Source organism: Citrobacter cronae (genome assembly GCF_016893685.1).
GTDB classification, from domain to species: Bacteria; Pseudomonadota; Gammaproteobacteria; order Enterobacterales; family Enterobacteriaceae; genus Citrobacter; species Citrobacter werkmanii.
The window spans coordinates 3,544,186-3,566,933 of sequence record NZ_CP069763.1 but is presented as its reverse complement, the minus strand read 5'-3'; the positions used below and the strand labels follow the sequence as shown (position 1 = coordinate 3,566,933).

The window sequence follows — 22,748 nt, the reverse complement described above, 5'->3', positions numbered from 1 at the left end:
CCGATAAAAAAAGCGACCCTCACAGGTCGCTTTTTTATTTCAGCTGATATTACTCAGCGTCCGGCTCTTCGGTTTTGTATTTCGCCGCTGTTTCTTTAATCAGCTGCTGCAACTCACCGCGCTGGTACATTTCAATGAGAATGTCACAACCGCCAACCAGCTCGCCATCAACCCACAGCTGCGGGAAGGTCGGCCAGTTTGCGTATTTCGGCAGCTCGGCGCGAATATCCGGGTTCTGCAGAATATCAACATAAGCAAAGCGTTCACCACAGGCGGACAGCGCCTGTACGGCCTGAGCGGAGAAACCGCAGCTTGGCAGTTTAGGGGAACCCTTCATGTACAGGAGAATTGGGTTTTCAGCGATCTGGCGCTGGATTTTTTCGATAGTGGTGCTCATTATCTTGCTTCCTTAAACTTCTTTTACGGCAGTAGTCTGACATTGTAGCGGGTCAGGCAGGCAACGGAAAATAACATTTTTATTACGCGTTATTATTTTATCGCCTGCCGTTAAAAGTTGCATTCTTAATCTTACTTACCCGCTCGAAGTGTATGGTTTTGATTATTTATTCACCGGCTACACTTTGATTTGCTGTTTTTTTTTGCGGTCGGTAACGAAACGCCGCGTTAAACAAAAAAAGCTATTAACTTTCCCCGTTTCGATAGATTAGAATCATCAAGTTTTGAAAATCACACGCAGGTATGATAGACCTGCCTTAACAGAGGACTGCTCAGTGGCGCGGATAAACCGAATCTCGATCACGCTCTGTGCTTTACTTTTTACTACACTGCCTTTTACGCCTATGGCGCATGCTTCCAAGCAGGCCAGGACGACACCTACCAGTTCCCACACCGTCAAAACGGTAGATAAAAAGAAAAGCGCAACAACCAGCCAAAAAACAGCCAGGACCAACAAGAAATCGGCGACAAAAACCACCAGCAAAACCAGTAGCAAAACAGCCTCCTCTTCTAAAAAACGCACAGCCACTCCGGCAAAATCGACTAAAACGGTAAACCGCCGCAGCAAAAATGCCGCAGCACAAACCGCTGCCGTTACCTGGACTGAAAAATGTACGCCGCGCAAAGGTCATAAACCGCGCTGTGTGAAAGTGAAAACCGCCGCACCGACAACGCTTGCTGAGGCGCATAAAGTTAAAGTGCAGAAAGCGACGAAAACCGCTATGTCCACCCTGATGAACCAAATCGGCAAACCTTACCGTTGGGGCGGCTCTTCGCCAAGAACCGGCTTTGATTGCAGCGGTCTGGTCTATTACGCCTATAAAGATCTGGTTAAATTCCGCATTCCGCGTACGGCGAATGAAATGTACCACCTGCGTGACGCCGCACCGATTGAACGTGGCGAGCTGAAAAACGGTGACCTGGTCTTTTTCCGTACCCAAGGTCGCGGTACAGCCGATCACGTCGGTGTTTACGTGGGTAACGGTAAATTTATTCAGTCACCGCGCAGCGGTCAGGAAATTCAAATCACTTCTCTGAGCGAAGATTACTGGCAGCGCCACTATGTCGGCGCGCGTCGGGTAATGACACCAAAAACAATTCGCTAAAAACTTACCCTACAGAACATGCTGTAGGGTAAGTTCTTCTTTTGCATAACCTTTCAATTTGCTACCCTATCCTTACTCACAATGAGGCTATTGTGTGTACTCAATATAAATAATAAGGAGAGAAGCAATGTCGTTTGAATTACCTGCATTACCGTATGCCAAAGATGCTCTGGCACCGCACATTTCTGCCGAAACGCTGGAATACCACTATGGCAAACACCATCAAACCTACGTGACCAACCTGAACAACCTGATCAAAGGCACGGCGTTTGAAGGTAAATCACTGGAAGAGATCGTTCGTAGCTCTGAAGGCGGTGTATTCAATAATGCTGCACAGGTATGGAACCACACGTTCTACTGGAACTGCCTGGCGCCGAACGCAGGTGGCGAGCCGACCGGTAAACTGGCCGATGCAATTGCCGCCTCCTTTGGCAGCTTTGCGGATTTCAAAGCGCAATTCACCGATGCCGCTATCAAAAACTTCGGTTCTGGCTGGACCTGGCTGGTTAAAGGAACGGATGGCAAACTGGCTATCGTTTCTACTTCCAACGCAGGAACTCCGCTGACGACCGACGCGACGCCGCTGATGACCGTTGACGTATGGGAACACGCCTACTACATCGATTATCGCAATGCCCGTCCTGGCTACCTGGAGCACTTCTGGGCGCTGGTGAACTGGGAATTTGTTGCGAAGAACTTCGCAGCATAAAATGATAACGCAGAAGGGCCCCCCTTCTGCGTTTTAGCCTTAGCTGGAGGCAGTGCAGACTTCTTCAGATTGCCTTCTTGCCGAGATAAAGACCAGCAGTAACGCAAGCCCCGCCACAATCGCTCCCATCACGGGTACAAAACTGTAGCCCAGACCACCGGAAATCACCGCCCCACCGGCTGCCGCACCTAACGCATTTCCCAGGTTAAACGCGCCAATGTTGACTGACGATGATAACCCTGGCGCTTCGCTGGCAACGCGCATCACCCGCATCTGCAACGGCGGAACCACCGCAAACGTCGCCGCGCCCCAGACGACCATACTGACCGCCGCCCCCAGCTCATTACGCGCGAGGAAGGGAATGGCCAGCATAATAACCATCAACAACAGCAAAAAGCCTTTAAGCGTACCGTTGACAGAACGATCCGCCAGTTTGCCGCCAAGATAGTTTCCGATCGAGAATCCGACGCCAATTAATACCAGCATTCCGGTCACAAACACCGGTGTGGCATGGGTAATGCTGTGCAGCACCGGCGAGATGTAAGTATAAAGCGTGAACATCGCGCCTGCGCCCAGCACAGTGGTCAGCAGAGCCGACAGCACCTGTGGGCGCATAAGTACCGCCAGTTCGCTGCGGACATCAGGGCGCGCTCCTGCCCCACCTTTCGGTAATGAGAAGAACAGGCTGACCATAGCGATGACGCCCAGACCCGCCGTCGCCATAAACGACATCCGCCAGCCGATTGTCTCACCAAGCCACGTCGCCGCGGGAACACCGCCAATATTGGCAATCGTTAACCCCATAAACATGGTTGCCACGGCACTGGCTTGCTTATGTTTAGGTACCACGCTTGCGGCGACCACAGAGCCGAGACCAAAAAAGGCTCCGTGATTAAGACTGGTCAAAATACGTGACAGCATCAGCGTGGTGTAATCCGGCGAGATAGCGGAAAGCACGTTGCCCAGCGTGAAAATAGCCATCAGGAATATCAGCGCATTACGTCGCGCGCGATGGGACAGCAGCAGTGTCATCAGCGGAGCCCCCACCATCACGCCAACCGCATACGCGCTAATCAGCATCCCGGCCGCGGGAATCGAGACATCCACCCCTTTGGCAATCACGGGCAATAATCCCATTGGCGAAAACTCGGTGGTGCCAATGCCAAACGCGCCAATCGCCAGCGCCAGTAAGGGATAATTGATTTTCATATATCGACTCCGTAACGTCGAGCCGTGGCGCGACATAAAATAAGAGTCAAAAGCATGACATTGATCGCAAAATTAATAAAGTTAACAAAATTGCAAAAGACTTTTGCTTATTCGCAAACAATAGAGGGGGAATAGATACGGAAAGGATGAGGGAGAGCTAACTCCCTCGGGGAAATCAATGCAGTGCTGCGGTCAGGCCACCCGCGACGATCAAACCCAGAACAATAATGGTAGTCACTAACGAAAATTTCAGATCGGTGCTCATCAAGTTTTCTCCTTTTTATTCCCACACAAAAAGTGATATTGCGCATTTTTACACACTTGAAAGCAAAAATCTCTCACGATTTATATTGATAACTGCTTTTAACTCTTCCCCTTTTCGTTAAGATCAGACAAAATTCCACGCTTACTTGATTAGCGTACCGGCCATTGACCCCTTCCTGACGTTCCGTGTCGTTTTCCCGGCGTGCCGCAACCCCTACGTTGCGTTAAGGGTGTGTGAAGGCAAACGTTTACCTGGAGTATTCTCAGGAGCTTAGGATATGGTCTGGAGTGAGATGTAATGGCAACAATTAAAGATGTAGCGAAGCGAGCAAACGTTTCCACTACAACCGTATCACACGTAATTAACAAGACGCGCTTTGTCGCGGAAGAAACGCGTAATGCGGTTTGGGCGGCGATCAAAGAGCTGCACTATTCTCCAAGCGCAGTTGCGCGCAGCCTGAAGGTGAATCACACCAAGTCTATCGGCTTGCTGGCGACCAGCAGCGAAGCGGCCTATTTCGCCGAAATTATCGAAGCCGTTGAGAAAAACTGTTTCCAGAAAGGCTATACCCTGATTCTGGGCAACGCATGGAACAGTCTTGAAAAGCAGCAGGCCTATCTGTCGATGATGGCGCAAAAGCGCGTTGATGGTCTGTTAGTGATGTGTTCTGAGTATCCGGAATCACTGCTTTCGATGCTCGAAGAGTATCGCCATATTCCGATGGTTGTTATGGACTGGGGCGAAGCTAAAGCTGATTTTACCGATACGGTCATTGATAACGCTTTCGAGGGCGGTTACATGGCGGGTCGGTATCTGATAGAACGCGGCCATCGCGAGATTGGCGCAATCCCGGGCCCTATGGAGCGGAATACCGGGGCCGGTCGTCTGGCTGGCTTTATGAAAGCGATGGAAGAAGCGCTGATTAAGGTTCCCGAAAACTGGATTGTACAGGGCGATTTTGAACCTGAATCCGGTTATCGCGCCATGCAGCAAATTCTTTCACAGTCGCATCGTCCGACCGCCGTCTTCTGCGGTGGCGATATCATGGCGATGGGCGCGCTGTGCGCTGCTGATGAGATGGGACTGCGCGTACCGCAGGATGTCTCGCTCATCGGTTATGATAACGTGCGCAACGCCCGCTTCTTCACGCCAGCGCTGACCACCATTCACCAGCCTAAGGATTCACTGGGTGAAACGGCCTTTAATATGCTGTTAGACCGCATCGTGAATAAACGCGAAGAGTCGCAGTCTATCGAGGTTCATCCGCGTCTGGTAGAGCGCCGCTCCGTTGCTGACGGTCCATTCCGCGATTATCGTCGTTAAGCCTGTTGTGCGGGGGCCTCATCTGGCTCCCGCAACCATTCTTTATTCAGCGTTTCGCTATCACCTAAATAGTCCAGCAACCAGCTCAGTGCTGGCGAGGTATCGTTCTGTTGCCATGTCAGACAACACGCGGCATCAGGAAAGGGATTCTCCAACTGCAGCGACACCCATTTACCGCTATCAATCCACGGCTTGGCAAAATGTGTTGGTACCATGCCTACACACAATCCCGCAGATAAACAGGTTGCGGAAGATTCCCAGTCAGGCACCACAACGCGCTTTTGGTTGTCCAGTAACCAGGTTATACGCTTCGGCAATGTACGCGAGGTATCTTCGCGCACCAGTGACGGCCAGTTGCGCAACGTATCATCGCTTAGCGGCCCCGACATTGACGCCAGCGGATGATGGCTGGCCACCACGCAGCTCCAGCTCAGCATGCCCATGTCGCGGAAGGTATAGCGCCCCCCTACCGGAATGGCCTGTGTGGCGCCAATAGCCAGCTCCACACGCCCATCGGAAAGCGCATCCCAGACACCATTAAAGACTTCCTGAAAAACCAGCAGTTCCACATCATCAAAGTGGCGATAGAAATCCACAATCATCTGTCGGGTACGTTCGGGACGGACAATGTTATCTACCGCGATTGCCAGTTGTCCTCGCCAGCCGTTGGCGATTTGTTGACATTGCTGACGAGTGATCTGCATTTTTTTGATAACAGAGCGCCCTTCTTTTAAAAACCACGCGCCGGCAGGCGTTAATTCCACATCGCGATGGCGTCGCTCAAAAAGCGGTACAGCCAGCCACTCCTCCAGTTGGCGCACGGTGTAGCTTACCGCCGAAGGTACGCGGTGTAACTCCTGCGCGGCTGAACTGAAACTGCCGTTGCGTGCAACCGCATCAACCACTTCAAGTGAATATTCCGACCACATATTCTGCCTACAAAAAATTTGAAATCAGTAAGCAAATATTAGCGTTTCACAGCGTGAATTACACTCACTACACTCAGCGGCATTGTTCTATTGCTAAAAAAAGAGAAATGATGATGCAACCTGGGAAAGGTTTTTTAGTCTGGTTGGCGGGCCTTAGCGTGCTCGGCTTTCTGGCGACGGATATGTATCTGCCCGCCTTTGCCGCGATTCAGTCCGATCTGCAAACACCTGCATCTGCCGTCAGCGCCAGCCTAAGTTTATTTTTAGCGGGTTTCGCCGTCGCACAACTACTGTGGGGACCGCTCTCGGACCGCTATGGCCGTAAACCGATTTTACTGTTGGGTTTATCTATTTTTGCGCTGGGTAGTCTGGGTATGCTGTGGGTTGAAAACGCCACTGGTTTGCTGGCGCTACGCTTTATTCAGGCCGTTGGCGTCTGTGCCGCGTCGGTTATCTGGCAGGCGCTGGTTACAGACTATTACCCTTCACAAAAAGTAAACCGCATCTTTGCCACCATTATGCCGCTGGTCGGGTTATCACCGGCTCTCGCGCCGTTATTGGGCAGCTGGATTCTGGTCCATTTCTCCTGGCAGGCCATTTTCGCCACCCTGTTTGCTATTACCCTGATTCTGATGCTTCCGGCCCTGCGTTTAAAACCGACGGTTAAAGCACGCGACGACAGCCAGGATAAACTGACTTTCGCCACACTGTTGCGCTCGAAAGCTTATCGTGGAAACGTACTGATTTATGCCGCCTGCTCCGCAAGCTTTTTCGCATGGCTGACGGGTTCACCGTTTATCCTCAGCGAAATGGGCTACAGCCCGGCAGTGATTGGCCTGAGCTATGTTCCGCAAACTATCGCCTTCTTAATTGGTGGTTACGGCTGTCGTGCGGCGCTGCAAAAATGGCAAGGTTGTCAGATGCTGCCATGGTTACTGATTCTTTATGCCATCAGCGTTGTTGCCACCTGGGCTACCGGCTTTATTCATCATGTTGCGCTGGCTGAAATTCTGATCCCATTCTGCGTAATGGCGATTGCCAACGGCGCAATCTATCCTATCGTTGTCGCTCAGGCGTTACGTCCTTTCCCACAGGCCACAGGACGCGCAGCCGCATTGCAAAATACCCTGCAACTGGGTTTATGCTTCCTGGCAAGTCTTGTGGTGTCGTGGCTGATCGCCACCCCGCTGCTCACCACCACCAGCGTGATGCTGACAACAGTGCTGCTGGCAGCCATCGGTTACAAAATGCAATCGCAGACCGATAACACCCGTCAAACAGATGACCGGGCGCAAATTGCCCACGGTGAGTCTCACTAATCATTGTCGCGGGCACATAGTTAGCCCGCTAACAATTTTCTATTGAATCGTCAAAAAATCAGGCTTATACTGATTTCCAGTTGTTACAAAAACGATAATTTTTAGGTATTAACGGGGACAAGAACGTTCCCGTTTTTCCACGGATGGCCTTTTCGGTAAGGGTTCCTCCCTTCCTCTGTTCTACGTCGGATTAAAGATTCGCGGATTAATTCCGTGAGATTTCTCACAAAGCCCAAAAAAGCGTCTACGCTGTTTTAAGGTTCTGATCACCGACCAGTGATGGAGAAGCTATGAGTTCATCGTGTATAGAAGACGTCAGCGTACCGGATGATGACTGGTACCGCATCACCAATGAATTATTGAGCCGTGCAGGCATTACCATTAATGGTTCGGCTGCGGCGGATATTCGTGTCAAGAACCCCGATTTTTTCAAACGCGTACTGCAGGAAGGATCGTTAGGTTTGGGTGAGAGCTATATGGACGGCTGGTGGGAGTGCGATCGGCTGGACATATTTTTCACCAAGGTATTGCGCGCCGGGCTTGAAAATCAACTCCCCCGCCACTTCAAAGATACCTTACGTATCGCCACGGCACGACTGTTTAATTTACAGACCAAAAAGCGCGCCTGGGTTGTCGGCAAAGAACATTACGATCTGGGCAACGACCTCTTTAGCCGCATGCTTGATCCTTACATGCAGTATTCCTGCGCCTACTGGAAAGATGCCGATACCCTGGAATCTGCCCAACAGGCGAAGTTAAAAATGATTGCCGAAAAATTGCAGTTAAAGCCGGGAATGCGGGTGCTCGATATTGGTTGCGGCTGGGGTGGCTTGTCCCATTTTATGGCATCGCAATACGGTGTGAGCGTGGTAGGTGTGACCATCTCAGCAGAGCAGCAGAAAATGGCGCAAGCGCGTTGCGCGGGACTGGACGTCACCATTTTGCTGCAGGATTACCGCGACCTGAACGACAAATTTGATCGCATTGTCTCCGTCGGCATGTTTGAGCATGTCGGCCCGAAAAATTACAACACCTATTTCGACGTTGTCGATCGCAATTTAAAGCCGGACGGTCTGTTTTTACTGCACAGCATCGGTTCGAATAAAACCGACAATAATGTTGATCCGTGGATCAATAAATACATCTTCCCGAACGGCTGTTTACCGTCAGTTCGCCAGATTGCCAACGCCAGCGAGCCGCATTTTGTGATGGAAGACTGGCATAATTTTGGCGCGGATTACGATACCACGCTGATGGCATGGCACGAACGCTTCATGCGTTCCTGGCCTGAAATCGCCGATAACTATACCGAGCGTTTTAAACGGATGTTCAGCTATTACCTGAACGCCTGCGCCGGTGCGTTTCGTGCTCGCGATATCCAGCTTTGGCAGGTGGTTTTCTCCCGCGGTGTCGAACACGGTCTGCGCGTCCCCCGCTAATGGCTGCCGCCCCCGTACTCACGGGGGCATTTTGTTTCAGGCCGGACTCAGGCCTCGCCCGCTATGTTACTGATGGCGCTTTCACGCGCAGCCAGCACACGTTCAACGGTATCAACAACCGCTTGCGTTTGCGGATCGATTTCGATATTAACCCGCGCGCCCAGCTTTTTCTTACCCAGCGTCGTACGCTCCAGCGTTTCCGGGATCAAATGCACGCAAAAGCGCGTTGGCGTGACTTCGCCGACCGTCAGGCTGATGCCGTCAATGCCGATAAACCCCTTATACAGGATATATTTCATCAGCGATGGGTCCTGAACTTTAAACCATACCTGCCGGTTATTTTCAGAAGTCAGAATTTTCGACACCTCGGCGGTGGTCATAATATGGCCTGACATTAAATGCCCGCCAATCTCATCGCTGAATTTTGCCGCACGCTCAACGTTAACCATATCCCCGACCTTAAGGTCGCCCAGGTTGGTGATACGCAGCGTCTCTTTCATCAGATCGAAGCTTATGTGATTACCGTTGATTTCGGTTACCGTCAGACAACAGCCATTGTGGGCAACCGATGCGCCGGTCTCCAGCGCATCCAGCATATATTCAGGCAACTCCACGACATGCGTACGAAAATTTGGTTTTTCATCAATGGACACCAATTTTGCGGTGCCCTGCACAATACCCGTAAACATACTTCTCACTCCTGAACTCAATTAAGACATCTCTGCCCAGCACAATAGCAGGTGGAAATTCAGGTTGCCAGCAGTGCGCCACCGCTGCCTGTTTTTTCACTGGAGAATTACGTATTCCTCGCTACAATAGACTGAAATTTCCCCAGCTTTTTCTCCTTGCTGCCATATAAGGCGGCTTTTTTAGTCTCTCAAATAACAACAATATAGTGGTGTACACGTGCAAAAGTATGTAAGTGAAGCGCGTCAGTTATTAGCTCTGGCAATACCGGTGATTCTTGCGCAAATCGCTCAAACCGCAATGGGGTTCGTCGATACCGTCATGGCGGGCGGATACAGCGCGACGGATATGGCGGCCGTCGCCATTGGTACGTCGATCTGGCTGCCGGCTATTCTGTTTGGCCACGGACTCCTGCTGGCGTTGACGCCGGTAATCGCCCAACTCAATGGCTCCGGCCGCCGCGATCGTATCGCCCATCAGATACGCCAGGGATTCTGGCTGGCTGGTAGCGTCTCCGTTTTGATTATGGTCGTGCTGTGGAATGCGGGTTATATCATCCGCTCCATGCATAACATCGACCCGGCGTTGGCCGATAAAGCCGTCGGTTATCTGCGCGCATTGCTGTGGGGCGCGCCGGGATATTTGTTTTTCCAGGTAGCCCGTAACCAATGCGAAGGCCTGGCCAAGACTAAACCGGCGATGGTGATGGGGTTTATCGGCCTGCTGGTGAACATCCCGGTTAACTATGTTTTCATCTATGGTCATTTAGGTATGCCGGAACTTGGCGGCGTAGGCTGTGGCGTGGCCACGGCGGCGGTTTACTGGGTGATGTTTGCCGCCATGCTGTCTTACGTCAAACACGCGCGTTCAATGCGTGACATCCGTAATGAGCGAGGATTCCAGAAGCCAGACACTGCAGTGATGAAGCGTCTGGTACAACTGGGTTTACCCATCGCGCTGGCGTTATTTTTTGAAGTGACGTTGTTTGCTGTGGTTGCGCTACTGGTTTCCCCGCTGGGGATCGTCGATGTGGCCGGGCACCAAATCGCGCTGAACTTTAGTTCGTTAATGTTCGTTTTGCCGATGTCGCTGGCTGCCGCCGTCACTATTCGTGTCGGTTATCGTTTGGGTCAAGGTTCCACGCTTGAGGCGCAAACGGCGGCCAGAACGGGTTTGGGCGTTGGTGTCTGCATGGCGGTAATAACGGCGATTTTCACCGTGACCTTCCGTGAGCACATTGCCCTGCTCTACAACGATAATCCGGAAGTTGTCGCTCTGGCGGCGCAACTCATGTTGCTGGCCGCAGTGTATCAAATATCGGACTCTATCCAGGTTATTGGCAGCGGTGTCCTGCGCGGTTATAAAGACACGCGCTCTATCTTCTTTATCACCTTTACAGCCTACTGGGTGCTGGGTCTGCCAAGCGGCTATATTCTGGCGCTTACCGATCTGGTGGTCGACAGGATGGGACCTGCAGGTTTTTGGATGGGCTTTATTATCGGTCTGACCTCTGCGGCCGTATTAATGATGCTGCGGATGCGTTATCTGCAACGCCAGCCGTCTGCCGTCATTTTGCAACGCGCTGCACGATAAGCTCACAATAGCCGCCGTCAGGCGGCTTTTTTACGCCTTCAAAAGGGACTGGCGTTTTCGGCATTCACCCACTGTTCGCTGACAGGATGCCTGAAACGCAATGCGCTGGCATGCAGCATCAGTCGCGGGGTGAGTTCTGTACCTGGCAGCAAACGCCCACCATACAAATCGCACCCCAAAATAGGATGTCCCAACTGCTGACAGTGGATCCGGAGTTGATGGGTACGCCCGGTTTCAGGCGTCAGTTGTACCCGCGTTAAGGGGAGTAATCCCCCGTCCTTCTGGCGATGGAGAAAACGCTCAACAACCTGATAACGCGAACGCGCGGGCTTGCCGTTAACGGCGCAAATCGTCATCAGCGGAAACCGCGCCGGATCTTTGCTAATCGCTGCGTCGATAACCCCTGCATTGTTTTCCAAATGCCCGCATAACAGCGCGCTGTATACCTTCGTCACCATGCGCTGACTAAACTGCTGGCACAGCGCGGCGTTAATACCCTTGTTACGTGCCACCACCATCAGCCCGGAGGTGCCGAAATCAAGCCGATGGACCAACGTGCAACCGGGATAAATCTGTACCAGCCGGTGATGTACCGAATCGAGATTCTGCGGATTTTTCCCCGACAAGCTAAGCAGCCCTGTGGGTTTATTGATAAGCACCAGATGCTCGTCCTGATAGAGAATCTCTATCTCGTCATGACAAGGCGGGGCAATAAAGGTATCAAGGATTGTAGACATCAGACAGCCAGGATGGAATGTGGGCACGGATGATAACGAATTTTCACTGCACTGGCGAATCGACCCGCGTAACTAATGGCAATCATTACATGGTAGAGTGGAGGTTATCCCGAGTGCAAAGAGAGGGTTACACAGTGCAACAAATCGATTTTTATATGGTAGACGCCTTTAGCACCACGACGTTTGCAGGTAATGCCGCCGCTGTATGTCCCCTCACGGACTGGCTGCCCGATGAAACATTATTAAAAATGGCGCAGCAGCATAACCAGTCGGAAACCGCTTTCTTTGTCGCCAATGATAATGGCTTTGAGCTACGTTGGTTTACCACGCAGGGAGAAATTAATCTCTGTGGGCATGCCACGCTTGCCGCGGCGCATGTGATTTTCGAACATCTGGATTACCCGGACACGACGATCCATTTTGCCACCCGATTTGTAGGTCCGCTGATGGTCACACGCAGCGGTGAATGGCTGACGCTTGATTTTCCTGCCTGGCAAAGCGAGCCTGTCGTACCGCCCGCCTTACTGCTGGAAGCGTTAGGCATCGCAGAATATAAAGAAGTTCGCGTGGGGCGCGATTACATGGTGGTGTTGGAGGATCAGCACCAGGTCGAGGCTGTACGTCCGAATATCCACGCCATGGTTCCACTAGGCAAAATGGTTTGTATTACCGCGCCTGGCGACGGGGAATATGATTTTGTCAGCCGTTTCTTCTGCCCGGGCGAGGCCGTCGCAGAAGATCCCGTCACGGGTTCGGCGCATAGCATGCTCATTCCTTACTGGGCCGCAAAACTGAATAAAACAGAAATGTTGGCGCGTCAGGTATCTGAACGCGGGGGAGATTTACGCTGTCAATTGGCGGACTCTCGCGTTTATATTGGCGGGCAGGCAACAACTTACCTGACGGGTAAAGTGCTGCTACGCTAACCCTCTTATCCGTTACACAACCCAATCCAGGGAGGATATATGTCGAACAAACTGGTGCAGATTCACTTTAATTTTCATGGTCCGTTTGGCGCCGAGATGTCGCAACAACTTGTCGAACTGGCCGAATCCATCAATCAGGAGCCGGGCTTTATCTGGAAAATCTGGACCGAGAACGAAGCCAATCATGAAGCTGGTGGCATCTATCTGTTTCAGGATCAAGACTCCGCACAGGCTTATATCAAAAAACATACTGCCCGCCTGAAACATCTGGGTGTGGAAGAAGTGTTTTTCAAAATCTTCGATATCAATGAGCCATTGAGTAAGATTAACCACGGTCATATTGGCTAACGTTATTGGCTTAAACGCCCCGTTGTGGGGCGATACCTCCCCCCCCAGTTTTCCCCTCACTCATATCCCAACATCCGCTATATAGCGTGTGTCACGTTTGTTTTAGTTCACAAAATCAGCGCCCATGAAAACTATCACTAGCCGACCGGAGCATGAAGGCGTATAAATGATACAAACAGTATTATTTTATACAAAATGAATTACCAAAAACACAGGAGATCGCTTATGTCCCCAGACATTACGCTCAATGCTTCACCAGGAAGTTTCCCCCCGGCGGGTCATTACTCGCACAGTACAACGGCAGGTGGTTTTGTGTTCATTTCCGGGCAACTGCCAGTCCCCCTGGATGGCGAAAAAAAAGCCGATGCGTCTTTTGAAGAACAAACCAGACTGGCCTTACAAAATGTCGATGCCTGTCTGGCTGGTGCTGGAGTCTCGCGGCAACATCTGGTTTCAGTGCGTGTCTATGTGACGGATATCAACCAGTGGCCGACATTTAACAGGATCTATGGTGAGTGGATCGGTGATTTTCGCCCTGCCCGTGCTGTCGCTGGCGTTGCCGAACTTCATTACGGTTTTGCCGTAGAAATCGAAGCGATGGCTTTGGCCCCACAGGCCTGATTTTTAACTGCATACAGGTGAATAAAAATGACTGATATGACACTGCCTGATTATAATGATATTGTCGCTGCGGCAGAGCGCATCGCAAATTATGCCAACAAAACGCCGGTAATGACGTCCCGCACGGTTAATGAAGAATTTGGCGCTGAAGTCTTCTTTAAATGCGAAAACTTCCAGAGGATGGGCGCGTTCAAATTTCGCGGCGCTATGAATGCGCTACGCCAGTTCACGCCACAACAACGGGCTGCGGGCGTCGTGACCTTTTCTTCGGGGAATCATGCGCAAGCCATAGCCTTGTCGGCAAAATTATTGGGGATTCCGGCGACAATTATCATGCCGCATGATGCCCCGGCTGCCAAAGTTGCCGCGACCAAAGGGTATGGCGGAAATGTAGTGATTTACGATCGCTATACTGAAGACAGAGAAAAAATTGGTCAGGACCTGGCTGAGAAACAAGGGCTGACGCTGATCCCTCCTTACGATCATCCGCACGTTATTGCGGGCCAGGGCACCGCAACGAAAGAGTTGATTGAGGAAGTGGGACCGTTAGACGTCCTTTTCGTATGTCTGGGTGGTGGCGGCCTGCTATCCGGTTCCGCACTGGCAGCGAGGCATCTTTCCTCTGACTGTGTGGTCTATGGCGTAGAACCTGAGGCAGGCAATGACGGTCAGCAGTCGTTTCGCAGCGGCAACATTGTTCATATTGATACACCGAAAACCATAGCCGATGGCGCTCAGACTCAACACCTTGGGCAATATACGTTTGCGATTATTCAGCAAAACGTGAACGATATTCTGACTGTCTCAGATACTGAATTAGTCACCGCGATGAAATTTATCGCAGAACGAATGAAAATCGTCGTAGAGCCAACTGGCTGTCTGGGGTTTGCCGCCGCCAGAGCACGGAAATCTGAACTTCAGGGTAAGAAAATCGGCATTATTATCAGCGGTGGAAACGTGGACATCAGCCGCTATGGTGAATTGCTGGCTGGATGATAAGCAAGGTATCTGCCATGCAGATACCTTATTCCTGTCTGTACATTCCCGTCTGGAAAAGCGAGCCCTGCTCACTGTAAACTGCTCGTCATCGTGGCAAAAGCCACCACTGCAGGAGACTGGCATGCCAAAAACCGACAATAACTCGCTTCTCAGCCAACTTGATACTATCGCCAGAGGGTTAAGCGAGACCTTTTCTCCCTTTTGTGAAGTGGTTGTTCACGACCTCAAAAAACCTGAACATGCCATTTTATCCATCCATAATAATCTTTCCGGACGTAAACCAGGCCAACCAGCAACAGAACTGGGTCTGGCGCGCATAGCATCACCAGACTTTCCCAGCATCATCGCCAACTATAGCAATCAGTTTGCTGATGGTCGTCCGGTAAAAAGCACTTCCATTGGTATCAAGGATGAGGACGGTAAATACGTCGCGGCGCTGTGCCTTAATGTTGATATGACGTTGTTTCGGGGTATACAGAGCGCGCTTGCACAATTTACTGAAACCGAAGACTCCCCCATAAAAGAACATATCGATCCCGGTAGTAATGAAGTTATTCGCCAGCGTATTGATGACTTTGCCGCTAAACGCGCGACCACGGCGCGCGCGCTCAAACCTGAAGACCGTAAGTTATTGATTCAACAACTCCGTAAAGAAGGTTTGCTGAACGTACGAAAATCAATGGATACCGTCGCGCAGCATTTAGGCGTGTCGCGAGCCACCGCTTACCTGTATGCGCGCCAGTCGGCACACATGCGCGATTAAGCTGATCAGACAGGCATAACTGCCTCAACTTGCCTGTCAATCATTGCTGGCACGCAGCAAGCCCACTTACGGGGCTGCTTTACAGCCAGAAATTATCATCCAACGAAAAAACGTCACCTTATGACTGCAAAAAATAAACCTTGGCATTCGTAGGTATTTATTTGCGCTGACTGAATTGATAGCTTATTTTTATACAGACGGGGTAAATTTTAGCGGTACTTTAAATGACAGCATCGGCCTTACTTAATCAATGCATAAAATGACCCCACACTAACCCACTGATTTCATTAAGTTAAAAAAGAAACAGGCGTACTGTAAAATAATGTCCATACAGTATATATAAATAGCATAATATCTAAATTATAATCTTTTTACATCCGGAAGTCAGGTGAGGTCAGAATGCGGTTATTTGTCATGTTGTTAAGCTTGGTCGTCTCCACACAGCTCTGGGCGGGTGAACTTTCCAAACCTACGGGCAAAGTCCTTTTAACCGTGTCCGGTAATATAGAAAATACAAATGAAGACGGGAAAGCCACTTTTGATACCGCCAGCCTCGAGAAACTGGGCATGGTAAGTTTTCAGACCACTTCTCCCTGGTATAATGGACGCACGACTTTTACGGGTATTCCACTACAAAAGCTCATGGATTTTGTTGGGGCGAAAGGCACGGTTGTAAAAGTTACTGCGCTCAATGACTACACCACCGTTATCCCTCTCAATGATTTCAAGAAGTACAATGTCATTCTTGCTTTAAAAATCAACGGAAAATATATGCAAATCCGTGATAAAGGGCCGTTATTCATTGTGTATCCCTATGACAGCATATCTGAACTGAATAATCAGATTTATTACTCAAGGTCAGCATGGCAGGTCAGTAGAATGGATATTGAGTAAGCGTTCAGAGGAACATCATGAACAGAATACTGGCTGGCATCATATTTTTTCTTTTTATATCTACTGGGTATATTTCCTTCCTGGTGCATGAAAGGCAGCAAGAGTTACAGAAATTAACGCATTACACCGATTCATGGTCCGCTGCGCAAATGGTATCGCAATATTACCGATTCGAATCATTGCTTGGTCTTTACACTATCGATGAAACGATGGGCCTCGATGAGGTACGCCTGCGCCTCGACATTATGCTTAGCCAGAGTGATTTGATAAAAGAAGGTGATTTAGGGCACTATATAGCGAGCAATCAGGCGCACAGTGAACTGGCGTTAAAACTTGAAAATACGCTTAACTATCTGGACGTTAACCTCGAGAAAATGAACCGTTCAGAACTCCAGGCATACGTGAAAAAAATGCATGCGCTGGATTCGCAACTTGGCCGCCTTTCATCCGGTGCGTTAAATAAGGATGTTAACTCGATCAATAACGCCAACCTTAAAATTCAAACGCTGTACTATATTTACTCGGCAACCTCTGTTCTGCTGATCATACTGAGTGCGATACTGGGTGTACTGATATTCTTTCAGAACAGAAATATTCTGCGAGCGCATCTTCAGGTAAAGAGTCTCGCTGAAGAACTTCAGAATTCTAAAGAAAAGTTGCAAATCCAGAATGCAAAACTGGAATATGACGTCTACCATGACTCGCTTACTGATATGAATAACCGCCAATTCTTCTGGGGGAATTTAAATCAAACAATCGAGATGGCAGAAAAAAACAACGATTCCGTGACTGTGATGCTGTTTGATTTAGACCGATTCAAAGAGGTAAATGATACCTATGGTCATGATGCCGGTGATATTTTATTACGCCAGATATCGGACCGTCTGATTTCAATGAGCCACACTTCAGATACGCTGTATCGCTTAGGTGGAGATGAGTTTGCGTTTCTCTCAAGTGGTCTGACAGAGAGCCAGGCCGTTTCGCGCGCCCAAAAGATATGCGATTTTATCAGCCAACCCTACACGATTTATAACACAATTATAAACATAACTACCTGTGTTGGGATTGTTATATCAGAAACAGAACGCCGCTCCGATTATCTTTATAAATTTGCAGATCTGGCCCTGTATGAAGCCAAAAATGAAGGTTCAGGTAAGATAAAAGTCTTCCGGCAATGGATGTTAGAAAAGCTGCAAGAAAGCAGAACGCTTGAGCATGATATGGCGATGGCCATAGTGAATAAAGAATTCGTGGTTTATTATCAGCCTATTGTGGATTCTTTCAGCCGGGAAATTTACAGCTATGAAGCCCTTATTCGTTGGGTTCACCCTCTAAAGGGCCTCCTGTCGCCGGATAGTTTTATTCCTGTTGCTGAAAAAACAGGCATGATTAACGAGATGGGAAAATTTGTGCTGGAAATTGCCTGTACGGAAGCGGCTTCCTGGGCGATTCCGGCCAAAATTTCAGTCAATGTCTCGCCGGTACAGCTAAGCAGCAAAGCCTTTGCCGGAATAGTGCTGACTATTCTGAAAGAAACAGGACTCCCCGCTCAACGCCTTGAACTGGAGGTCACTGAATCCTCCATCTTTACTGAGAGTAATACACCGATGAATACGCTGAATAAACTCAGGGCGCTGGGCGTGAAAATCTCCATCGATGATTTTGGTACCGGGTATTCTTCTCTTTCCCGGTTGAGCCGGCTGGCCTTCGATAAAATAAAAATAGATAAGTCCTTTGTACATTCACTATCTACCCAGGACGATGCCCTTAATATTATCAAACTCATTACAGGCATGGCGAAATCCCTTAATATGAAGGCTGTTGCAGAAGGCGTTGAAACACAGGAACAACTGGAAAAACTTCAGGCACTGGGCTGTGATTTCGCACAAGGATATCTGTTTGGTAAACCTCAACCGGGAATTGATGGGAAAATCAGACACGGCTAAATCAGAACGGATATCCCTGGCAGCTAAAGTGGGGCAACAACACTGTTGCCCCACTATGTAGGTTTTACGGAAATGACCTGTTTCATTACCTGTTTAAAAAAAATGATGGGACGATATCCTCTCTGAGCTTACGTGAGTCGGTATCCGCAAGTATTGAGCAGAGATCTTCAGCAAAAGTTGGTAAATCCTCAGAACGGTTCTATAGTCGGGACTGCTTCTCATTACAGGATTCACCGATGCGATTTAACGGACTGACCAAAGGTTTCTTCATTTTCATACTTGCCCTCGTTACCTGGGCGTTCTTCGACGTGCTGTCCCCCTACTTTTCCGCCATTTTGTGGGCCGCGATCTTAACGACTATTTTTAACCCGGTAAAAAACAGGTTGCGCAGCGCACTTGGCGAACGCAACGGGCTGGCATCGTTAATAACCATCGCCATTATCTGTTTAATTGTCTTTATCCCACTCATGGTGATCCTGTCATCGCTGGCCATTGAACTCAATGTGGTTTACAACAAACTGCAACAAAACGACACGCAGTTTCCCGAAGTCGTCACCTCTATTCTTTCGTATCTTCCTGGCTGGGCGCGAGGATTCCTCGCAGAACACAATCTGGATAATGTTGCAGAAATCCAGAAAAAGCTGTCCGACATTGTGTTGCAAGGCGGCCAGTACCTTGCGGGCAGCGCGTTCCTGATCGGTAAAGGGACATTCGGCTTTGCCATCAGCTTTGGCATCATGCTGTATCTGCTGTTTTTCTTGTTAAAAGATGGACCTTATCTGGTACGCCAGATTCTGGACTCATTACCACTTTCTGATTTTGCCAAACAGCATTTGTTCGCCAAATTTGTCGGTGTAACGCGCGCAACCGTCAAGGGCACAGCAGTTGTGGCTTTAGTTCAGGGGATTCTTGGCGGCATCGCGTTTGCGATTGTGGATATCGACGGCAGCGTTCTGTGGGGCGCATTAATGGCGTTTCTCTCTCTGGTGCCTGCCGTCGGCTCGGCAATCGTCTGGGTACCCGCAGCCATATTCCTCTTCGCTACGCACCAACTTTGGCAAGGGCTGTTTATCGTCGGGTTCTTCGTGATTATCGTCGGTCTGGTGGACAACATCCTGCGCCCGCTTTTGGTAGGAAAAGACACCAAAATGCCGGACTACCTGATTCTGATAACCACCCTCGGCGGGATGGAGATTTACGGCATTAACGGGTTTGTGATTGGCCCGCTGATCGCCGCGCTGTTCATTACCTGCTGGAACCTGTTTTCCGGGCGCGATCATGCCGGTAACGTGGAAGGTATCGACGAAGCCTTTATGGAAGAAGGAAAAAATCCTCCAGATTTATGATGTCAGGACGATAACAGAAGGCGGCCCAGAGCCGCCTTTTTTATTTTCACGCAAAATCATACGTTTCCTATAATTTCAATCATGCTAATTGATTAATCGTCGCAGAAGGAACTAATCAGTGCGAATAGCCACAATCACCAACTGGGCCTACAGCGCGACGGTATGCCTGACCATCGCCTCCGGCGTTGTCATGCTGATGGCGTCCAACGCCGATAACACCGAACGCCAGGTGGTGGAACAACGTTATAAATTTGACCAACTGACCGAAGAAGTGGAACTCGACGCCTGGTCGCTGTCTGATATGGCGCGTCTCTACGTGGTCAGTAAAGACCCTGATGCTTTGAACAACTATCGTCAGAAAGAGGCGTCACTGAAAGCCGTTGAGCATCGCCTGGCAGCGTTGAAAGATGCCGGAGCGACAGGTGAAGAACTGGCGCTATTGCATGAAGGATTGCAGATTGTTGATGCTCTGCAGGACGAACAAACTGCAGCGCTGGCCAGCGTCGCGCGGGGAGAACACACACAAGCGATTGCCCTGCTCTTCAGCAAAACCTATGAACAGGAACTGGAGCGGGCACAGGACCGGATAGACCATTTCCGCCAGTTGCTCGACAACCGTGTACTCAATGCCATTGAAGATGCCACTCAGGCGTCACGTACACTGCGCACAGCCTCTGAAGTGATGGTCGGTCTTACGGCGCTGCTATTTTTGTTCGTTCTTGGGTTTATATTGAAGCGCCGTGTGTTGCGCCCGGTGGTGCGTTTGAGCGATGTAGTTAACCGTCTGGCATCGCAAGATTATGCTGTCGAGACACCCAGCTTTAACCAGATCGATGAAATTGGCGATATGGCCCAGGCGATCCGGATTTTTCGCGAGAACGGGCTGGCCCGTCAGCGGCTGGAGAAAGAGAGAGACGCCGACTGGGGGATCCGCGAACTACTGGCGCGCATGACGCAGCGTCTGCAGGGGTGCGAAAGTTTTGCCGATGTTATTAATGTGGCGGAACTGTTCGCGCCGAATATTGCTCCAGGTATCGCCGGCCGACTGTACATACTGGATCGGGAGCCTTGGCAGATGCGCTGCGTTGCGCAGTGGCTCTCACCAGAGGGTAAAGCCGATGCGTTTCACCCGGACGAATGCTGGGCGGTACGCCGCGGCCAGAGCCATCCACCGGTACAAGACGAACCGGATATCGCCTGCTACCATCTGCCAGAATCGTGCCAGCGGCATACCTTATGCGTGCCGCTGATTGCCCAGGGTGAAGCCATCGGCCTGCTCTCATTCCAGAATCTCAGCGAGGATTCCACCTCATCTCGCGCCTACCTGGAACTGATGGCAGAAGCACTCGGTCTGGCATTAGCCAACCAACGCCTGCGCGATGCGTTGCTGGAGAAAGCGCTGTACGACCCCCTAACCGGCCTGCGCAATCGTCATCATCTTGAAGATACTCTCCGTACCCAGATGAGCCAGGCGGTTCGTACCCAAGAACCGATCAGTTGCCTGATGATCGATATCGACCATTTCAAAAACATCAATGACCGCTTTGGTCATGAGGCCGGCGATAGTGTGATAAAAAGTATCGCCGCCGTTATTCAGCGTGTTGTCCACGACAGCGGCATGGCTTTCCGTTACGGTGGCGAAGAGTTTCTGGTACTGCTGGCAGGTGCGGATGAACAGGCGGCCAATAGTTTTGCGACGGATATTTACAACGGCGTACGCGAATTGTCACTGCGCTTTGGCGTATCCGATATTGGCCACGTGGATGTCTCTATCGGTGTTGCCAGCTACCCGCAGCATGCCCAAAGCGATAATCTGCTGCGTGCCGCAGACGTCGCGCTGTATCGCGCAAAAGAACTGGGGCGCTCGCGCATTGTGAGCTTTGGCATGCTGGAAGCGAGCTGAACTATGTCAGTTGTCGGCGCATTGCTTTACCTCTACGTCAGGTAGTGGTAAGTTGACGGGATGAACACCAGACACGATATCAACGCTTTTACTCATAATCTGTGGTGGCTGCCTTCTTAAAGGCGGTCAGAATGTGTTTCCCCATTTTAAATAACCGCCGAAAGGCGGTTATTTGCATTTGAAGACCCCTTTCGGTTTTACGCTTAAGGAGTCTTATATGAACAACAAAACCATCATCCTCACTGGCGATCGTCCTACTGGCCCGTTGCACCTCGGCCACTATGTTGGCTCGTTGCGCCAACGCGCCACGCTGCAGTACGATTATCAGCAGTTTATATTGGTCGCAGACCTGCAAGGACTGACCGATAACGGCAGTACGCCACAAAAGATCCAAAACAACATTCCCGAAGTGCTGGCTGACTATCTCGCCGCGGGCATAGACCCCTCACTCACCACCATTTGTTTGCAATCGGCCTTGCCCGCCCTTGCCGAACTGACCGCGCTTTATATGAACATCGTTACCGTGGCGCGCGTGGAACGTAATCCTACGGTCAAAAACGAAATTGCGCAGAAAGGGTTCGCCCGCTCGTTACCGGTTGGCTTTCTGGTTTATCCCATCAGTCAGGCGGCAGATATTTCAGCCTTCAAAGCTGAAGTGGTTCCGGTCGGCGACGATCAACTGCCGATGATCGAACAGACCAATGAAATCGTGCACAAAATGAATAGCTTGTTACCTGCCCCAGTCTTGTCGCATTGCAAAGCGTTGCTGAGTGAAACCAGTCGTCTGCCCGGTATCGACGGTAACGCCAAGATGTCGAAATCACTAGGTAATACAATTCTGTTGTCCGCCAGCGAGGAAACCATTCATCGCGCCGTCAGCGCAATGTACACCGACCCTAATCATCTGAAAGTGTCCGATCCGGGGCAGATTGACGGCAATATCGTATTCACCTACCTCGACGCGTTTCACCCAGATAAAATCAAAGTTGCGGAGATGAAAGCGCATTATCAGCGCGGCGGATTAGGTGACAGGGCATGCAAAAATGAGCTGGAGATGTGCTTGCAAGAACTCATCGCGCCGATGCGTGAGCGTCGGGCAACTTACATTCAGGATAAAGGCATGCTGATGGCGATGCTGAAAAAAGGCAGTGAACAGGCGCACGAAGTCACACAGCAGACATTAAGAGAAGTGAAACAAGGGCTGGGTTTACCGGTGTTCTGAACACGAAT

At 50.4% G+C, this 22,748-nt stretch carries 22 protein-coding genes; 16 read left to right on the top strand and 6 right to left on the bottom strand.

What is annotated here, in order from left to right; translation table 11 throughout:
* Positions 1-49: 49 nt before the first annotated feature.
* Entirely contained in the window at positions 50-397 is a 348-nt protein-coding gene (grxD, locus tag JSN25_RS15325; RefSeq protein ID WP_003832760.1) for a monothiol glutaredoxin 4, read from the bottom strand.
* Positions 398-731: 334 nt separating this feature from the next.
* On the opposite strand from grxD, the gene JSN25_RS15320 reads away from it, so the two are divergent.
* Positions 732-1,562: a C40 family peptidase gene (locus JSN25_RS15320; RefSeq protein WP_038640372.1), complete on the top strand. Its 831-nt coding sequence runs from the start codon at positions 732-734 to the stop codon at positions 1,560-1,562.
* Between the two features lie 127 nt (positions 1,563-1,689).
* Positions 1,690-2,271, top strand: a complete 582-nt coding sequence (gene sodB / locus JSN25_RS15315; RefSeq protein WP_003029205.1) for a superoxide dismutase [Fe] — start codon at positions 1,690-1,692, stop codon at positions 2,269-2,271.
* Between the two features lie 39 nt (positions 2,272-2,310).
* Here sodB and JSN25_RS15310 read toward each other — a convergent pair whose 3' ends face one another.
* On the bottom strand, positions 2,311-3,480 hold the full coding sequence (locus JSN25_RS15310) for an MFS transporter (RefSeq protein ID WP_150344990.1): 1,170 nt from the start codon (positions 3,478-3,480) through the stop codon (positions 2,311-2,313).
* Positions 3,481-3,655: 175 nt separating this feature from the next.
* Entirely contained in the window at positions 3,656-3,745 is a 90-nt protein-coding gene (gene cydH / locus JSN25_RS15305; RefSeq protein ID WP_003029209.1) for a cytochrome bd-I accessory subunit CydH, read from the bottom strand.
* 297 nt (positions 3,746-4,042) lie between these two features.
* On the opposite strand from cydH, the gene purR reads away from it, so the two are divergent.
* Positions 4,043-5,068, top strand: a complete 1,026-nt coding sequence (gene purR / locus JSN25_RS15300) for an HTH-type transcriptional repressor PurR (protein WP_038640368.1) — start codon at positions 4,043-4,045, stop codon at positions 5,066-5,068.
* Here the strand turns inward: purR and punR are convergent.
* Entirely contained in the window at positions 5,065-5,997 is a 933-nt protein-coding gene (punR, locus tag JSN25_RS15295) for a DNA-binding transcriptional activator PunR (RefSeq protein ID WP_038640367.1), read from the bottom strand. The genes purR and punR overlap by 4 nt on opposite strands.
* 113 nt (positions 5,998-6,110) lie before the next feature.
* Here punR and punC point away from each other — a divergent pair, with 113 nt between their 5' ends.
* Both punC and cfa read left to right on the top strand, forming a co-directional pair.
* Positions 6,111-7,316, top strand: coding sequence for a purine nucleoside transporter PunC (gene punC, locus JSN25_RS15290; RefSeq protein ID WP_204525734.1), 1,206 nt, complete (start codon positions 6,111-6,113; stop codon positions 7,314-7,316).
* 290 nt (positions 7,317-7,606) lie between these two features.
* On the top strand, positions 7,607-8,755 hold the full coding sequence (gene cfa, locus JSN25_RS15285) for a cyclopropane fatty acyl phospholipid synthase (protein WP_085049407.1): 1,149 nt from the start codon (positions 7,607-7,609) through the stop codon (positions 8,753-8,755).
* A gap of 47 nt (positions 8,756-8,802) precedes the next feature.
* Here the strand turns inward: cfa and JSN25_RS15280 are convergent, their stop codons facing one another.
* A complete protein-coding gene (locus tag JSN25_RS15280) occupies positions 8,803-9,444 on the bottom strand; it encodes a riboflavin synthase (protein ID WP_038640361.1) in 642 nt (213 codons plus the stop codon).
* A gap of 217 nt (positions 9,445-9,661) precedes the next feature.
* Here JSN25_RS15280 and mdtK point away from each other — a divergent pair, with 217 nt between their 5' ends.
* Positions 9,662-11,035: a multidrug efflux MATE transporter MdtK gene (gene mdtK, locus JSN25_RS15275; RefSeq protein ID WP_038640359.1), complete on the top strand. Its 1,374-nt coding sequence runs from the start codon at positions 9,662-9,664 to the stop codon at positions 11,033-11,035.
* A 38-nt stretch (positions 11,036-11,073) separates the two neighbouring features.
* On the opposite strand, the gene JSN25_RS15270 is transcribed toward mdtK, so the two are convergent.
* Entirely contained in the window at positions 11,074-11,772 is a 699-nt protein-coding gene (locus JSN25_RS15270) for an RluA family pseudouridine synthase (protein WP_087856343.1), read from the bottom strand.
* A gap of 134 nt (positions 11,773-11,906) precedes the next feature.
* Here JSN25_RS15270 and JSN25_RS15265 point away from each other — a divergent pair, with 134 nt between their 5' ends.
* The 10 genes from JSN25_RS15265 to trpS all read left to right on the top strand — a co-directional run bounded on the left by JSN25_RS15265 (position 11,907) and on the right by trpS (position 22,740).
* On the top strand, positions 11,907-12,698 hold the full coding sequence (locus tag JSN25_RS15265) for a PhzF family phenazine biosynthesis protein (RefSeq protein ID WP_087856342.1): 792 nt from the start codon (positions 11,907-11,909) through the stop codon (positions 12,696-12,698).
* Positions 12,699-12,737: 39 nt separating this feature from the next.
* Positions 12,738-13,046 carry a monooxygenase gene (locus JSN25_RS15260; RefSeq protein ID WP_038640354.1) on the top strand — a complete coding sequence of 103 codons (309 nt, stop codon included), beginning with the start codon at positions 12,738-12,740 and terminating at the stop codon, positions 13,044-13,046.
* A gap of 225 nt (positions 13,047-13,271) precedes the next feature.
* The gene (locus JSN25_RS15255) at positions 13,272-13,667 is read left to right on the top strand and encodes a RidA family protein (RefSeq protein WP_204525090.1); all 396 of its coding nucleotides are present in this window, start codon (positions 13,272-13,274) and stop codon (positions 13,665-13,667) included.
* Between the two features lie 27 nt (positions 13,668-13,694).
* Positions 13,695-14,663: a threo-3-hydroxy-L-aspartate ammonia-lyase gene (locus JSN25_RS15250; protein ID WP_204525089.1), complete on the top strand. Its 969-nt coding sequence runs from the start codon at positions 13,695-13,697 to the stop codon at positions 14,661-14,663.
* Positions 14,664-14,787: 124 nt separating this feature from the next.
* Positions 14,788-15,429: a helix-turn-helix transcriptional regulator gene (locus tag JSN25_RS15245; RefSeq protein ID WP_069324208.1), complete on the top strand. Its 642-nt coding sequence runs from the start codon at positions 14,788-14,790 to the stop codon at positions 15,427-15,429.
* 399 nt (positions 15,430-15,828) lie between these two features.
* Positions 15,829-16,323 (top strand): putative pterin-binding protein, encoded by a 495-nt coding sequence (locus JSN25_RS15240; RefSeq protein ID WP_038640347.1) that lies wholly within the window; start codon positions 15,829-15,831, stop codon positions 16,321-16,323.
* 17 nt (positions 16,324-16,340) lie between these two features.
* Complete coding sequence (locus JSN25_RS15235; RefSeq protein ID WP_199966817.1) at positions 16,341-18,269, top strand: putative bifunctional diguanylate cyclase/phosphodiesterase; 1,929 nt, start codon at positions 16,341-16,343, stop codon at positions 18,267-18,269.
* A gap of 236 nt (positions 18,270-18,505) precedes the next feature.
* Positions 18,506-19,615 (top strand): AI-2E family transporter, encoded by a 1,110-nt coding sequence (locus JSN25_RS15230; protein WP_069324210.1) that lies wholly within the window; start codon positions 18,506-18,508, stop codon positions 19,613-19,615.
* Between the two features lie 118 nt (positions 19,616-19,733).
* Positions 19,734-21,518 carry a diguanylate cyclase gene (locus JSN25_RS15225; protein ID WP_121529000.1) on the top strand — a complete coding sequence of 595 codons (1,785 nt, stop codon included), beginning with the start codon at positions 19,734-19,736 and terminating at the stop codon, positions 21,516-21,518.
* 217 nt (positions 21,519-21,735) lie between these two features.
* Entirely contained in the window at positions 21,736-22,740 is a 1,005-nt protein-coding gene (gene trpS / locus JSN25_RS15220) for a tryptophan--tRNA ligase (protein ID WP_137347227.1), read from the top strand.
* Positions 22,741-22,748: the final 8 nt, after the last annotated feature.